Annotated in this window: 17 protein-coding genes; all 17 read left to right on the top strand. The window is 45.4% G+C overall.

Translation table 11 applies throughout. The annotated features are described in order from the left end of the window. Window positions 1–2 precede the first annotated feature (2 nt). The 17 genes from AOU00_RS22750 to proS all read left to right on the top strand — a co-directional run bounded on the left by AOU00_RS22750 (window position 3) and on the right by proS (window position 14,472). Window positions 3–629: a chemotaxis protein CheC gene (locus AOU00_RS22750; protein WP_061829449.1), complete on the top strand. Its 627-nt coding sequence runs from the start codon at window positions 3–5 to the stop codon at window positions 627–629. Then, window positions 622–1,119 carry a chemotaxis protein CheD gene (locus tag AOU00_RS22755; protein ID WP_010346358.1) on the top strand — a complete coding sequence of 166 codons (498 nt, stop codon included), beginning with the start codon at window positions 622–624 and terminating at the stop codon, window positions 1,117–1,119. The genes AOU00_RS22750 and AOU00_RS22755 overlap by 8 nt, the downstream gene beginning before the upstream one ends. Window positions 1,120–1,121: 2 nt before the next feature. After that, complete coding sequence (locus tag AOU00_RS22760) at window positions 1,122–1,535, top strand: hypothetical protein (RefSeq protein WP_069291733.1); 414 nt, start codon at window positions 1,122–1,124, stop codon at window positions 1,533–1,535. 14 nt (window positions 1,536–1,549) lie between these two features. Next, window positions 1,550–2,338, top strand: a complete 789-nt coding sequence (locus tag AOU00_RS22765; protein ID WP_013309911.1) for a FliA/WhiG family RNA polymerase sigma factor — start codon at window positions 1,550–1,552, stop codon at window positions 2,336–2,338. Window positions 2,339–2,382: 44 nt separating this feature from the next. Continuing rightward, a complete protein-coding gene (locus tag AOU00_RS22770; RefSeq protein ID WP_069291734.1) occupies window positions 2,383–3,792 on the top strand; it encodes a flagellar assembly protein A in 1,410 nt (469 codons plus the stop codon). Between the two features lie 79 nt (window positions 3,793–3,871). After that, complete coding sequence (locus AOU00_RS22775) at window positions 3,872–4,192, top strand: hypothetical protein (RefSeq protein WP_061829447.1); 321 nt, start codon at window positions 3,872–3,874, stop codon at window positions 4,190–4,192. Between the two features lie 41 nt (window positions 4,193–4,233). Continuing rightward, complete coding sequence (locus AOU00_RS22780) at window positions 4,234–4,866, top strand: hypothetical protein (RefSeq protein ID WP_069291735.1); 633 nt, start codon at window positions 4,234–4,236, stop codon at window positions 4,864–4,866. Beyond that, window positions 4,863–5,510: an endolytic transglycosylase MltG gene (locus AOU00_RS22785; RefSeq protein ID WP_069291736.1), complete on the top strand. Its 648-nt coding sequence runs from the start codon at window positions 4,863–4,865 to the stop codon at window positions 5,508–5,510. The genes AOU00_RS22780 and AOU00_RS22785 overlap by 4 nt, the downstream gene beginning before the upstream one ends. Window positions 5,511–5,763: 253 nt before the next feature. Further along, window positions 5,764–6,462 (top strand): 30S ribosomal protein S2, encoded by a 699-nt coding sequence (rpsB, locus tag AOU00_RS22790; protein WP_013309916.1) that lies wholly within the window; start codon window positions 5,764–5,766, stop codon window positions 6,460–6,462. Window positions 6,463–6,593: 131 nt separating this feature from the next. Beyond that, window positions 6,594–7,244, top strand: coding sequence for a translation elongation factor Ts (gene tsf, locus AOU00_RS22795; RefSeq protein ID WP_013309917.1), 651 nt, complete (start codon window positions 6,594–6,596; stop codon window positions 7,242–7,244). Window positions 7,245–7,365: 121 nt separating this feature from the next. After that, window positions 7,366–8,094 carry a UMP kinase gene (pyrH, locus tag AOU00_RS22800; protein WP_013309918.1) on the top strand — a complete coding sequence of 243 codons (729 nt, stop codon included), beginning with the start codon at window positions 7,366–7,368 and terminating at the stop codon, window positions 8,092–8,094. Continuing rightward, window positions 8,094–8,648, top strand: coding sequence for a ribosome recycling factor (gene frr / locus AOU00_RS22805; protein ID WP_029517013.1), 555 nt, complete (start codon window positions 8,094–8,096; stop codon window positions 8,646–8,648). Before pyrH ends, frr begins: the two co-directional genes overlap by 1 nt. An 84-nt stretch (window positions 8,649–8,732) precedes the next feature. Then, window positions 8,733–9,500, top strand: coding sequence for an undecaprenyl pyrophosphate synthase (locus AOU00_RS22810; protein ID WP_023988210.1), 768 nt, complete (start codon window positions 8,733–8,735; stop codon window positions 9,498–9,500). Between the two features lie 17 nt (window positions 9,501–9,517). After that, complete coding sequence (locus AOU00_RS22815) at window positions 9,518–10,309, top strand: phosphatidate cytidylyltransferase (RefSeq protein ID WP_029517015.1); 792 nt, start codon at window positions 9,518–9,520, stop codon at window positions 10,307–10,309. A gap of 145 nt (window positions 10,310–10,454) precedes the next feature. Then, window positions 10,455–11,594 carry a 1-deoxy-D-xylulose-5-phosphate reductoisomerase gene (locus AOU00_RS22820; protein ID WP_069291737.1) on the top strand — a complete coding sequence of 380 codons (1,140 nt, stop codon included), beginning with the start codon at window positions 10,455–10,457 and terminating at the stop codon, window positions 11,592–11,594. Between the two features lie 106 nt (window positions 11,595–11,700). Further along, window positions 11,701–12,972 (top strand): RIP metalloprotease RseP, encoded by a 1,272-nt coding sequence (gene rseP, locus AOU00_RS22825; RefSeq protein ID WP_061829443.1) that lies wholly within the window; start codon window positions 11,701–11,703, stop codon window positions 12,970–12,972. 51 nt (window positions 12,973–13,023) lie between these two features. Next, window positions 13,024–14,472 (top strand): proline--tRNA ligase, encoded by a 1,449-nt coding sequence (proS, locus tag AOU00_RS22830; RefSeq protein ID WP_069291738.1) that lies wholly within the window; start codon window positions 13,024–13,026, stop codon window positions 14,470–14,472. Window positions 14,473–14,514 lie beyond the last annotated feature (42 nt).

Below are 14,514 nucleotides of genomic sequence, written 5' to 3' on the forward strand. Positions count from 1 at the left end.
ATATGGAAAATCTCGGAAATCTTGAAGACTTCAAGTTGGATGTGTTGAAAGAAGTCGGCAACATTGGCTCGGGGAACGCTGCTACAGCGCTCTCCCGGCTTCTCAATAAACCGGTCGATATGGGTGTGCCCAAAGTACAAATGCTGCCCTTTGAGGAAATTGCCGAGAAAGTCGGCGGCTATGAGCAACTTGTTGTCGCCATATTTTTTAGGGTAGAAGGGGAAGCCCCCGGGAATCTATTCTTCATATTGCAGCCTCAGGCGGCAAAAGGCTTACTTTCCCGTTTGGCGAATATTCCTTCAGATGACGAGGACAGTTTTAACGAAATGGAGCACTCAGCCCTGTCGGAGATCGGAAACATTTTAGCAGGCTCATACTTGTCTTCGCTGGCAGACTTTACGCGTTTATCTATGTATCCAACAGTCCCTGCGCTGGCGTTGGACATGGCAGGAGCAATTCTCAGCTATGGACTGTTGCAGTTTGGGCAGATGGGAGATGCTGCATTATTGATTGACACATCGTTTCTGGAAGGGCAGAATCAGATAGAGGGTCAATTTTTCCTGATTCCTGATCCAGAATCGTTCGGGAAAATCTTTAGGTCGTTAGGAGTCCCGATGAACGATGATTGAGGATAAAAGCATCATTAAAGTCGGTATGGCTGACTTAAATGTTACCAGTAACCCGAACTCGATTCGCACGACAGGACTCGGTTCTTGCGTCGGATTGACTCTCTACGATCCTCACTTGAAACTGGCAGGTATGGCACATGTGATGCTACCATCCTCGGATATTGCACGTGAAGGGCAACTGAATATTGCTAAATACGCCGATACGGCGCTGCCCGAGTTATTTGAGCGGATGCTGAAATTGGGTGCTGAACGACGCAGACTGATTGCCAAAATGGCAGGGGGAGCGCAGATGTTCGCCTTTGCCGGTAGTGGAGATACCATGCGCATTGGTCCACGTAATGTAGAATCATGCAAAGAGATGCTCGTAGATCTGGGTATTCCCTTGATTGCGGAGGACACAGGCGGCAATTATGGACGAACGATTGAGTTGGACTCTGAAACTGGCGTTTTGAATATTCGAAGCGTACAAAAAGGTGTAAAGGAATTATAAACATGTTATTTGGCAGCTTACGCATTAATCTTTGGTCTGGAGTAGTCGGATTTATTCTGACTTTTGTGTTGTCCGTTGGCAGCAATCTGCTGACCACGAGCTTAATTCGTGGCTTGATCGCCTTCGTTTTTTGGTTCCTACTTGCATTTGTGCTGCGCTGGACACTAGGTGTTGTAGCGCGGCCAGATCTGGGGAATGCCCAAAGCCGGGCAAGCTCTCAGGTAGATGGCGTAGGGGGGAATCTGGACCTGACGACACCAGACGAGAATGAAAACCTGAATGAATTGCTGAAACCGAAACCAGAGCAGACGGACGAAGGGAACAATGGTTTCGCGCCTTTAAACCCACCTAAGCTGGTTTCCAACAAGGACCCTGAAGAATTGGCCAAGGCCGATCGTCACCTGACAGACAAATAAGGAGGGTGAAGCCGATGAACGAGCGTAAAGCCGCTCATTTAAACCATTCCGAACTATGGGAGCAATGGAAAGAACACGGTGACAAGGAAGCAAAAAAACAGTTAATTGAAAAGTATCTCCATATTGTGGAATATGTTTCGGGCCGCCTTGCAGTAGGCTTGCCCAAAAATGTTTCCAAGGATGATCTGGCGAGTAACGGCGTTATGGGTTTGATTGACGCTTTAGAGAAATTTGACTATGAGCGTGGTTTGCAGTTTGAGACTTATGCTTCTTGGCGTGTTCGCGGAGCGATTTTGGATGGTCTTCGTCAAGGGGATTGGGTTCCTCGTTCAGTTAGGGAAAAAGCAAAAAAAATCGAGGATGCCTACCAGCATTTGGAACAAAGATATTTACGCACGGTAAGCGACGAAGAGATGAGCCATTATTTGGACGTTTCTGAAAAAGAGTTTCAAAATATGATCCAGGAAGTCGCCGTTATGTCGATTGTCTCACTGGAGGACCCGATCCGTGAAGAGGAATCGGAAACACGGCTTTCCCTTTTGGTGGACGAGAAGGCGAAAAATCCGGATCATAAGGTCAATGAATTTACACTTCGTGATGCCCTTGCACAAGGCATTGATAAATTGACTGAAAAAGAACGTATCGTTGTTTCTTTATTGTATTACGAGGATTTGTCACTCAGCGAAATCGCTGAGGTCATGTCGCTATCTCCATCGCGAATTTCACAGTTGCATTCCAAAGCAATATTACGTCTAAGAGCGACATTGGACAAACAACGGGATTTGCTAATGCGTAAAGATTAACGTACGGGAGGTTACAGTAACAGTTAGACGGAAGGAGCACCCTTGTGGAGAAGCAATATGCTTTGGACCAGTATTTAAAAGTGGTTGTCTCACCTGACAAACAAACAGCCTACTTGGAGTTTGCCAAACGTGAAGAGGGTTTTGCCTGTTCTGTGGAAGAATTAGAGCGTTTTCTAAGCAACCAAAAAATATCCTACGGTTTAATGACCGATGCGATTCGCGCATTTGCGGCAAATCCGGAAGATCATTTCTTCGGAAAATTACTGATTGCTCAGGGAAAGCAGCCGATCCATGGCACAGACGGAAAAATTAATCTGGCTGATATTGTGACTGGCGAAGATGCACATAAGCCACTTGAAACCGTAGATGGACGGGTGGATTATAAAGAACTAACTCGTTTAAGAAATGTAAAACGTGGACAATTGATTGCCGAACGAGTTGATCCTCTGCCGGGTGTACCGGGGATTGCTGTAACCGGAGAGGAAATTCCTTTTCTTCCAGGTAGAGAGGCGCGTTTTAAAGTTGGAAAAAATGTAGTGATCCATCCGGAAGGTGTTGCCATGTATGCGGCTATTGACGGACTGGTGACTACGACTGAAAAGGGCAAACTTAATGTGTTCCCCGTATATGAAGTGAACGGGGACGTCGATTATAGTGTCGGTAATATTGATTTTGTTGGAACCGTCGTCATTCGTGGGAATGTCTTGACAGGGTTTCGCGTTCGGGCGGCTGGCGACATTCGTGTCATCGGTGGTGTGGAAGGCGCTGAAATTGAGGCGGAAGGTTCAGTGGAAATCAGTGGCGGCATTATCGGATACCATAAGGGGTTCGTGAAAGCTGCACAAAATGTCAAATGCTCATTCATACAAGATGGTAACGTGATTGCGGGAGGCGATATACTTGTATCCCAGAGCATCATGCATTCCCAGATTAAAGCGAGTGTAAATGTACTCTGCGAGGGGACCAAAGGGCTTATCGTAGGTGGCAGTGTACAAGCTGGTAAAAAGGTAGTAGCTCGTACCATCGGTAATACGATGTCCACAGCTACTGTTATCGAAGTGGGTGTGCTTCCTGAACTGCGCGATGAACTGACAGAACTCCGCACACGTTTGAAGCAGCAGACAGACAGCCAGGATAAAACGAATAAGGCCCTTACCATATTGGATCAGCTTGCTGCCGCCGGACAGCTTGCACCTGAAAGAATGGCAATGCGAATCAAGCTGGCGTCTACTAAAAAATCTAATGAACAGGAGCTTTTGGAAACCAAGTCCAGAATGCTTGAAATTGAACGAACATTAGAGGATACGAGCCGGGCACGGGTAGAAGTGAAAAATGTGATTTACGGTGGCTCTAAAATTGTTATCGGCAGATATACAAAATTTATTAAAGATTCAGTGGAAAGAATGGCGTTTTATTATCATGAGGGAGACATCAGCATGTCCTCCTACGTGTAATTCAGCACACTGTTAATCATTCAACATTGTATTCCTTGAAAGACAGATACGGATGCCCAATCGGAAAGGGTGTGGTCCAATGAGCTTGAAGGCTGTTGAATTGCAAATTGCCGTACCTCGCACGAGTGAAGCAGGAAAATACCAAAGTGAGTCCCAGCAGCGGCCGATGAATGATCAAGCATTGCTTGGACAAAAGGCCGCGCTGGAGACAGAGAACATGCGTCAACGAAGCGGCGCCATAGATCAGTCTGCAGAAACATTCGTCGGTGAGCGGCAAACGGGAGGGCAGAGCAGAGATTCTTCCCAGCAGAGCCGTTCCCAATCAGATGAGACTGAGGTGCCTAAGGAGCATCCGGCAGAGCATCCGTACAAGGGACACCATATTGATTTTTCGCTCTGATCCGACAGGTGGAGAAGCGTTATTAAAGGAGACGATGGGCAGTGGATCAACCATGGATTTATATTGTTCTGCTGGGCGCTGCAGCTGTTGTCTACGCCTGGCTTCTGCCTAAGCGTCAGCCAGGCCGGGGAACAGAAGAGGCCGTCGTTCAAAAGGTCGAGGCCACATTGGAGCAGTATATGGCCGATATTGAAAACGACAATGACGAGCTGATTGAGCTCGTATCTGGTATGAAGCAGGAGCATACAGTTAAACAGGCGGCATTACAGGAACAAGTAGCTGAGCTTCGGAACCGTATCGTGGAGCTTGAGCGCCAGGCTATGTTTGCTACTGTTTCTATGCAAACCGAGCCTGTATCTAAGGAAATACAACATACAGTAACTTCTCATCAGGTAGCGGTTGCTTACGGTCAATTTCAAAGTCCGCAACCTGGTGTGTCTGCACAGGAAGGCTATTCTGATTCAGAAGCTCCTCTCGTAACTATGGAGGAGCAGACAGTATTGCAAGACGCTGAAACTGAGCAGGAAGTAGAGTCCATCCGTGATCGTTATCAAGAGTTGTTTGCGCTGCATGAGCAAGGCAAGTCGTTGGATTATATAGCCAAGCAATCAGGCATCCAGCGGGGGGAAGTACAGCTTATATTGCAACTCGCGGAGCGGGAGGATGTAACGTGATCAAAAACCGTTCATTTATGCTAGGCATGGGTACGGGCCTTATAACGGGGGCATTGCTGTTGCAACTGGCAATGATCGGTCAGGGACAATCGCAGCAATCTTCAACAGACCCAAAAAACATGACGCGAGAGCAATTAGAAAAGGCAGCTGCCGAATTAAATCTTCAGATCAGTGACAGTTCTGATCCGAAAATGACAGAAGAGGAATGGCGTAATAAGGTGATCAAGGAAGGCAACAAAACTCCGGTTGCACCCCAAAAGGCTAAACCAGCTCAAACGCCGTCAACACCAAAGGTACCTGCAAATAGCACATCCTCGGCTGCTTCTAAACCTTCGACCAGCGCATCGGTTCCACAAAGTCCGAATAAGCCGCAAACTCAAAGGTCTGGCACTACAACGACTCCCAACATCCCCAAGCAGCCTGCCACCCCACAAGTGCAGTATAGCATTGCATCGGGAAGCAATTTGAGAAGTGTGGCATCAGGATTGCAACGGGCAGGGGTTGTGTTGGATGCTAGTGCATTTGAGGCAGCAGCTAAGGCCCAAAAAATCAATACCAAAATTCGTACGGGTACCTATCAGTTTGCTAAAGGTGAGGATTTCAGTTCTATTATTACTAAAATTACGAAAAAGCCGTCCAACTGACCAGACCGGGAAGTGGACGGCTTTTATTCATGCTGACAAGTTCGATAAGAGGCGTAAAACGTCACATTTTGCGTTGTTCCAACTATTGTCGAAAAGTTGGTTGCAACGATGCAAGTGTTATGGTATATTAATTGACGGTGTTAAAAACGCACGTCGGTTAATTTTATAGAGGGTGCTTTCCAATGGAAAGTCTTTATGAAAAATGATGTCGGCGGAGGACACACAAAAAACCAAACTTAGGAGGTGCGTGAAGATGGCAGTAATCTCCATGAAACAGCTTTTGGAAGCTGGGGTTCACTTTGGTCACCAAACACGTCGCTGGAACCCGAAAATGGATCGTTATATCTTCACTGAAAGAAACGGTATTTACATCATTGACTTGCAAAAGACAGTGAAAAAGGTTGAGGAAGCTTACAACTTCGTAAAAAGCATTGCAGCTGAGAATGGTACAATTCTGTTCGTAGGCACGAAGAAACAAGCACAAGATTCCGTTAAAGAAGAAGCAGCACGCGCTGGTCAATTCTACATTAACCAACGTTGGTTGGGTGGTACGCTGACTAACTTCCAAACGATTCAAAAACGTATTGACCGTTTGAAACAACTGGAAGCTTGGGAAGAAGACGGTACATTCGCAGTTCTTCCTAAAAAAGAAGTTATCATTCTTCGCAAAGAAAAAGATCGTCTTGAAAAATTCTTGGGCGGTATCAAAAACATGAAGGGCCTTCCAAGTGCTCTGTTCATCATTGATCCACGCAAAGAACGTATCGCGGTTGCTGAAGCTCGCAAATTGGGTATCCCAATCGTAGGTATCGTTGATACAAACTGCGATCCAGACGAAATCGACTATGTTATCCCAGGTAATGACGACGCAATCCGCGCTGTTAAATTGCTGACAGGTAAAATGGCTGATGCAGTTATGGAAGCAAACCAAGGCGAAGAAACTACAGCATAATATTTCCATTAGGAAATACCTATATGAATTAAATGAAAAGGGTGGTTGGCAGGTGTATAACCTCTCACTACCCTTTTTTTAAGGAATAAAGCACGGTATACCACTGAAAATCAAATTTGGAGGGAAATAATATGGCAGTTAATGCTAGCGCAGTAAAAGAGCTTCGTGAAAAAACAGGCGCAGGAATGCTGGATTGTAAAAAAGCGCTTGAAGAAGCAAACGGTGATTTGACAAAAGCGGTTGAAGTTCTGCGCGAAAAAGGACTTGCAGCTGCAGCCAACAAAGCAGGTCGTATTGCTACTGAAGGTGTTGTTGAATCCTACATTCATGCTGGCGGCCGTATCGGCGTACTGGTAGAAGTAAACTGCGAAACAGACTTCGTAGCTAAAACAGACCAGTTCAGAGATTTTGTACGCGACATTGCAATGCATATCGCTGCATCGAACCCTCGTTATGTTCGTCGTGAAGAAGTGCCACAGGAAGAGATCGAAAAAGAAAAAGAAATCCTGAAAGCACAAGCTCTGAACGAAGGTAAACCAGAGAAAATCGTTGAAAAAATGGTTGAAGGCCGCATTGGTAAGTTCTATGAGGAGTTCTGCTTGTTGGAGCAATCTTTCATCAAAGATCCAGACAAAACAATCTCCACGCTTATCAACGAAAAAATCAGTACAATTGGCGAAAACATCTCTCTGCGTCGCTTTGTTCGTTTTGAACTGGGTGAAGGTCTGGAGAAAAAAGAAGATAACTTCTACGAAGAAGTTATGTCTCAAGTGAAACAATAATTACCAACGAACGGTAATTGCATATGGAAAAAACGGAAATGGAACACATCAGTGTTCCTTTTCTTGCAACAGGACACCTATCCTGTTACATAAAGTATAAATGATATTGGAGGGTGATCATTTGGAAAAACCTGTGTTTAAGCGTGTTGTCCTGAAAGTTAGTGGTGAATCGCTGTCAGGTCCTAACGGTTACGGTATTGATGCGGATACGATTGCGTCCATTGCCGAACAAGTCAAAGACGTGGTGGAACTGGGAGTAGAAGTTGCTATCGTGTGTGGTGGCGGTAACATCTGGCGTGGTATTGCTGGAAGTGCCAACGGAATTGACCGGGCCACGGCAGATTACATGGGTATGCTGGCAACAGTGATGAACTCACTGGCCTTACAGGATGCTTTGGAACAGATTGAAGTACCTACTCGTGTACAAACATCCATTGCGATGCAACAGATTGCTGAACCTTATATCCGCCGTAGAGCTATCCGTCATTTGGAAAAAGGTCGGGTTGTTATTTTTGCAGCAGGTACAGGTAATCCGTTTTTCTCGACTGATACTACTGCTGCACTACGTGCTGCTGAAATTGAAGCGGAAGTAATTCTGATGGCTAAAAATAAAGTGGATGGCGTATATTCTGCTGATCCGTTTAAAGATAGCACAGCCGAGAAATATGAGCAGCTTACGTATTTGGATGTGCTCAACAAAAATCTCGGTGTCATGGATTCTACCGCTTCCTCGTTGTGCATGGATAACAATATTCCGTTGATTGTCTTTGCTATTACAGAGCAAGGTAACATTAAACGTGTCGTGCTGGGTGAGAAAATTGGTACGATCGTCAAAGGGAGTGTAAATTAATGCCACAATCTGTGAAAAAGAGTGCTGAGGAACGCATGCAAAAAGCAATCCAAGCATTGCAACGTGATCTTGCATCTTTGCGTGCAGGACGGGCGACACCAGCTTTACTGGACCGTGTACAGGTAGAGTATTATGGTGCAATGACTCCAGTCAACCAGCTGGCGAATATCAATACACCTGACAGCCGGACCTTGATGATTCAGCCTTGGGACAAATCTTCCTTGGCCGATATCGAGCGCGCTATACAAAAATCCGATTTAGGTTTGACACCTTCGAATGATGGTAACACCATTCGTCTGAGCATTCCTGCTTTGACGGAGGAACGCAGAACTGACTTGGTGAAGTTGACGAAGAAGAACGGTGAAGAAGCGAAGATCGCTATTCGTAACATTCGTCGTGATGCCAATGATGACATCAAAAAATTGGAGAAAAGTGATATTTCCGAGGACGAATCTCGTAAACATCAGGAAGATATCCAGAAAACAACTGATAAGTTTATCGCTGAAGTGGATAAAGTTTTAGCTGCAAAAGAAAAAGAAATTATGGAAGTTTAAAAGATTGGCAGCCCCTCCCTTACGGTGGGGTTTGTCTCTTTTCAAGCCTGAGGCACATTTTCAGAGAATGCTGGAGGAACTGGAATGATCAAACGGGTTCGGTCTTGGTGGAACGGGGAACAAAAACAGCAAACACCGGCCATTTCAAAAGACAATATTCCGCAGCATGTTGCTGTCATCATGGATGGGAACGGCAGATGGGCCAAACGGATTGGAATGCCGCGGATTGTAGGGCACCAAAATGGAATGAAGGCAGTGAAACGCACAGCAATTGCAGCGGATGAACTGGGTATTAAGTATTTGACTTTGTTTGCATTTTCAACTGAAAATTGGACGCGTCCAAAGGACGAAGTTGATTTTCTAATGCGCTTACCGCAGGAATTTCTGGCTATTGAGCTAGATGAGCTGATTGAAAAAAATGTGCAAGTGCGTATGATGGGCAATAAGGAACATTTACCTTCCCATACCGTTGAGGCGCTGACTGAAGCGACTCGACGAACTGAAAATAATACCGGACTTGTTCTTAATTTTGCATTAAATTATGGAAGTCGGTTGGAAATCACAGAATGCATGCAAACATTGGGCCGTCAAATTGCGGATGGGAAGCTTAAAACAGAAGATATAACATCTGAGCTGATCGGTAATACGTTGCTTTCTAGTGGTATGCCAGACCCTGATTTACTGATTCGAACAAGCGGTGAGCTTAGACTTAGTAATTTTATGCTCTGGCAGCTTGCCTACAGTGAGTTGTGGTTTACTGATATTTATTGGCCTGAGTTTAAGAAAGAACACTTATACGAAGCAGTGATCGAATATCAGCAAAGAACACGGCGGTATGGCGGACTGAAGTAAATGGAGGATGAAAGCCGTTGAGACAGAGATTAATTACCGGTATTCTGGCAGGCATATTCTTTTTGGCGATGGTCCTGTGGGGCGGCTTGGCCTACCATTTGCTTATATTGGCGATGGCCCTAATCGGATTTTATGAGTTCGCACGAATGACGCAGGTATCTCCTTTTGGAGGTACAGCAATACTTGGATACGTAAGCATATTAGCTTTTGTATTCCCGTATGAACCTTTTGGTTTGCACTCACCCTTACCCTTTGCCAGTATGCTTTGGCTGGTAATGATAGCTTTTATGATCATCACGGTAGGAACAAAAAATAAAATCCCGATTCAAACGGTAGCTATATTATTTCTTGGTACCGTTTATATAGGGTTTGGATTTTCGTATATTGCGGAATCACGTCATATGGAACATGGACTGTTATGGACATTTTTATTATTGGCTTGTATTTGGGCAAGTGATGCAGGGGCATATTTTGTAGGCAAAATGGCAGGGAAGACGAAATTATGGCCTGCGATCAGTCCGAACAAAACGGTCGAAGGATCCATTGGCGGCATTGTTTTAGCGTTGGTTATAGCTCTTGTATTCGCTGGATTATCGGGTGGACTGCTGCCATGGGGCAAAGCCATCGGCATCGGTTTGTCTTGTGCAGTTGTGGGACAACTGGGCGATTTGGTGCAATCTGCATACAAACGAGTGTACGGCATTAAAGATTCCGGTAATCTGCTGCCAGGGCACGGTGGTATACTAGACCGCTGCGACAGCTGGATTGTCGTTTTTCCATTTGTACATATGCTGATGCTGCTTCCATGAGTCTATTGATTACAGTTTATGCTCAGGCTAATCTCTATGCTGCTCACTCTGCGCTACTAGAAGGTTGGAACCAGTAGCATAGCTGCCTGAATAATAATCAATGAGCTCCTGGATAAAAGTGATTTTCAGGATAGGAAGGTGCATCATGAAAAGAATTACGGTACTTGGTTCAACCGGATCTATTGGAACTCAAACGCTGGATGTAGTGTCCATGCACCCGGATCAGTTTACTGTTGAGGCTTTAGCAGGTGGTTCTAATATAAAGTTACTTGCTGAGCAGGCTCATCTTTATAAACCCAAAAAAGTGTCTGTGGGTACTCGGCAGTTGGCGGATGAAATTCGTCCTTTACTGCCTTCTGGAACGGAACTGTATTGGGGAAATGAAGGACTCGTTGAGCTTGCTGCGAACACAGAGGCGGATATGGTTGTAACGGCTGTAATGGGCAGTGTCGGATTGCACTCCACGCTGGCCGCAATTGAGGCTGGAAAACAGATCGGTTTGGCCAATAAGGAAACACTGGTTACTGCTGGTCATCTGGTCACAGCGCGGGCTCGGGCGAAAGGAGTGCCGTTGCTGCCGATTGACAGTGAGCATTCAGCTATTTTCCAATGCTTGAATGGTGAGCGTATAAAAGATGTGGCACATATTACTCTCACAGCATCAGGGGGTTCTTTTCGAGATTTGACAAGAGAACAGTTGCGTGAAGTTACAGTGGAAGATGCACTCAAGCATCCCAATTGGTCAATGGGGGCTAAAATTACAATTGATTCGGCAACGATGGTAAACAAGGGGCTGGAAGTCATTGAGGCGCATTGGCTATTCGGACTTGATTATGAGCAGATTCATGTGTTGCTTCATCCGGAAAGCATTATTCATTCCTATGTTGAGTTTCAGGATACAAGCATTGTTGCTCAACTTGGGAATCCGGACATGAGAGTACCCATTCAATATGCATTGACTTATCCTGAGCGTATGAAGTCCCCGGCGAAGCCGTTGTCACTGGCTGAAGTGGGCAGACTCCATTTTAAGGAAATGGATTATAATCGTTTTCCTTGTTTAAGGCTTGCCTTCGAATGTGGTAAAATGGGTGGTACAGCACCGACCGCATTTAATGCAGCTAATGAGATTGCTGTTGCCCGTTTCCTGCGTGGAGAAATTTCTTTTCTGCATATTGAAGCTATTATTGAACGTGTGCTGGAGCGGCATGTCAATGTGGCTAATCCTGATCTGTCTGCGATTGAAGCATGTGACGCAGAGACTCGTAGCATAGCTGCGGAATTGTAGGCTAATGTTGGGTTAGAAACGAAATGTGATTCTCTTGTGCGGGATCGGAGAATAATGATAATCTAGGAAGACAAACTCGATCTCATTGAAAGGGGAACGGAAACGATTGGAAACGATTCAAATAGTGTTGATGACGGTGCTCATGTTTTTCGTCATAGTGACAGTGCATGAATGGGGGCATTATTATTTTGCCAAGCGCGCCGGGATTCTGGTACGGGAGTTTGCGATCGGTTTCGGTCCGAAACTGTTTTCTTATAAAAGAAACGAGACGCGATTTACGTTGCGTTTGTTGCCGTTCGGTGGCTTTGCCCGCATGGCGGGAGAGGATCCGGAGGTCAATGAAATTGAGACCGGACAAACGATTGCTGTACGCGTAACGGATGACGTCGTGAAGACCATCTATCTGGACCAACTGGATAATCGCAAGAATGTGGTGCGTGGCGAAGTGTTGGATATTGATCTGGAACAGTCGTTAACTTTAAAATTGGATGTAGATGGCGAAGATCAGCAATACACTGTACACCCGCAAGCGATGATGGTAACCAAAGGTCAATCCATTCAGATTGCACCCAAGGATCGGCAGTATGGGAGTAAAACAGTAGGACAGCGTGCGATGGCTATTTTTGCTGGACCACTGATGAATTTTATTCTTGCCTTTATTTTGTTTGGTCTGCATATTCAGATGGTCGGCATACAAGTGGACAACCCGACTTATGTCCAAATTAGTGAAATTACAGCAGGTATGCCTGCTGCTGAAGCTGATTTGCATAAGGGAGATATCATCGAATCGGTGAATGGAATAGCCATTGGTGCGAATGTTGAAAACATGATCAAACTGATTGCGGATTCTCAAGACAAGCCAATGAAGTGGACGGTTCGTCGTGATAATAAGACCTTTGATCTTACTATTACACCTCGTGCAATGGAAGGACAAAAGGGTGGCAAGGTGGGCATTGTGCCTGAACTTCCAAAACGCCAAGCAGGTGTGGGTGAAACGTTCAAATTTGCCGGGCAATCCATGGTCAGAACGACCGATATTATTTTCCAAGGATTTAGCCAGCTTATTCAACGTTTTTCTATCAATGACCTGGGAGGACCGGTACGTACTTTTGAAGTGACGGGGCAAATTGCCAAGCAGGGGATTGAGCAGTTGACGTATTGGACTGCTATAATGAGTCTTTATCTGGGGATATTTAATTTATTGCCTATTCCGGCGCTGGATGGAAGCAGACTTGTTTTCCTCGGTGTAGAGGCGGTAAGAGGACGTCCTGTTGATCCGAGCAGGGAAGGAATGGTCCATTTCGTTGGTTTTGCTATGCTATTCCTGCTTATGATTGCGGTCACGTATAACGATATTTTACGCTTAATTAATGGTTAATTAGAGACGGGCTTATACAAAAACGGTCTGTATGGGAGGACATGCATTTCTATGTCGAACGATAAACAATTTGTCGAGGAAATTACGCCGCAGAGCGAAGATTTTTCCCGATGGTATATTGATGTTATTAAAAAAGCAGAACTGATGGATTATTCCCCTGTTCGCGGATGTATTGTATTCCGCCCCGATGGTTTTGAAATCTGGGAGCATATCAAGGAAGCCATGGACGTGCGCTTCAGAGAAACAGGCCACCGTAATGCCTATTTTCCAATGTTCATTCCAGAAAGCTTTTTTCAAAAGGAAAAAGAGCATGTCGAAGGGTTTAATCCTGAACTGCCTTGGGTAACCGAGGCTGGTGGGGAAAAGCTGGAAGAGCGTCTTGCAATTCGTCCGACTTCGGAAACCATGATTGGTCATATGTACTCCAAATGGATTCAATCCTATCGTGATCTGCCTGTGCTTATTAACCAATGGGCTAATGTAGTGCGTTGGGAAAAACGCACGCTGCCTTTCTTGCGCACAAGTGAATTTTTGTGGCAAGAAGGTCACACGGCCCATGAAACAGAAGAAGAAGCACGCGAAGAAACGATGAAAATGCTGGAAGTATACCGTGAGGTTATTGAGGAAGTTCTAGCTATTCCGGTCATTACTGGACAGAAAACACCTTCTGAAAAGTTTGCAGGTGCGAAGGATACATTTTCACTGGAAGCGATGATGAAGGATGGACGGGCGGTACAAGCTGGGACCTCCCACTATATGGGAACTAATTTTGCCGTTGCATTTGACATTAAATATTTGAGTCGTGAAAACAACTTGGAATTCGCGCATACGACTTCATGGGGAACAAGTACACGTTTGATCGGTGCACTGATTATGGTACATGGAGATGACCGTGGTCTGGCATTGCCTCCTAAAGTTGCGCCTACGCAGGTTATTATGGTTCCAATTGGACCACCTAAGAAGCGTGATGCCGTTATCGCTCGTGCAGATGAACTATTTGCTGAGTTGAAACAAGCGGGAGTGCGTGTTAAAATGGACGACCGCAGCGATGTAAGTCCAGGTTGGAAATTTAATGAATATGAAATGCGCGGTGTGCCGGTTCGTCTGGAAATCGGACCTCGTGATATGGAAAACGGTGTCTGTGTGCTCGTGTCCCGCATCAGCGGTGAGAAAAAAATCGTGCAGCAGGATAACCTGGTTGAGGAAGTACACGCGATGCTCGCACAGGTACAGCAGGAGATGTTTGATCGTGCGAAAAATTTCATGGAAGAAAACTTCTATTCCGTCGATACGCTGGATGAAATGAAGACTCTCATGGAAGAAAAACGCGGCTTTACTTTGGCAGGCTGGTGCGGAGCTGAAGAATGTGAAGACAAAGTTAAAGAAGTAACAGGTGCTACAAGCCGTAACATACCGTTTAAAACAACCGAGCAAAAGTCCACATGTTTGTGTTGTGGCAAACCTGCCAAGCATACAGTAGTGTTTGCACGGGCGTATTAATATAGATGTAGGGCAATATCACTATACTCACTTCATTCTTCT

Origin of the sequence: Paenibacillus polymyxa (genome assembly GCF_001719045.1) — a bacterium.
In the GTDB taxonomy this organism is placed as follows: Bacteria; Bacillota; Bacilli; order Paenibacillales; family Paenibacillaceae; genus Paenibacillus; species Paenibacillus polymyxa_B.

Coding starts and splice junctions, on each gene's coding strand:
- AOU00_RS22750 (WP_061829449.1), top strand. CDS start 3: ATGGAAAATCTCGGAAATCTTGAAGACTTCAAGTTGGATGTGTTGAAA.
- AOU00_RS22765 (WP_013309911.1), top strand. CDS start 1,550: ATGAACGAGCGTAAAGCCGCTCATTTAAACCATTCCGAACTATGGGAG.
- tsf (WP_013309917.1), top strand. CDS start 6,594: ATGGCAGTTAATGCTAGCGCAGTAAAAGAGCTTCGTGAAAAAACAGGC.
- AOU00_RS22820 (WP_069291737.1), top strand. CDS start 10,455: ATGAAAAGAATTACGGTACTTGGTTCAACCGGATCTATTGGAACTCAA.
- proS (WP_069291738.1), top strand. CDS start 13,024: ATGTCGAACGATAAACAATTTGTCGAGGAAATTACGCCGCAGAGCGAA.
- AOU00_RS22755 (WP_010346358.1), top strand. CDS start 622: ATGATTGAGGATAAAAGCATCATTAAAGTCGGTATGGCTGACTTAAAT.
- AOU00_RS22775 (WP_061829447.1), top strand. CDS start 3,872: ATGAGCTTGAAGGCTGTTGAATTGCAAATTGCCGTACCTCGCACGAGT.
- rpsB (WP_013309916.1), top strand. CDS start 5,764: ATGGCAGTAATCTCCATGAAACAGCTTTTGGAAGCTGGGGTTCACTTT.
- AOU00_RS22760 (WP_069291733.1), top strand. CDS start 1,122: ATGTTATTTGGCAGCTTACGCATTAATCTTTGGTCTGGAGTAGTCGGA.
- AOU00_RS22810 (WP_023988210.1), top strand. CDS start 8,733: ATGATCAAACGGGTTCGGTCTTGGTGGAACGGGGAACAAAAACAGCAA.
- frr (WP_029517013.1), top strand. CDS start 8,094: ATGCCACAATCTGTGAAAAAGAGTGCTGAGGAACGCATGCAAAAAGCA.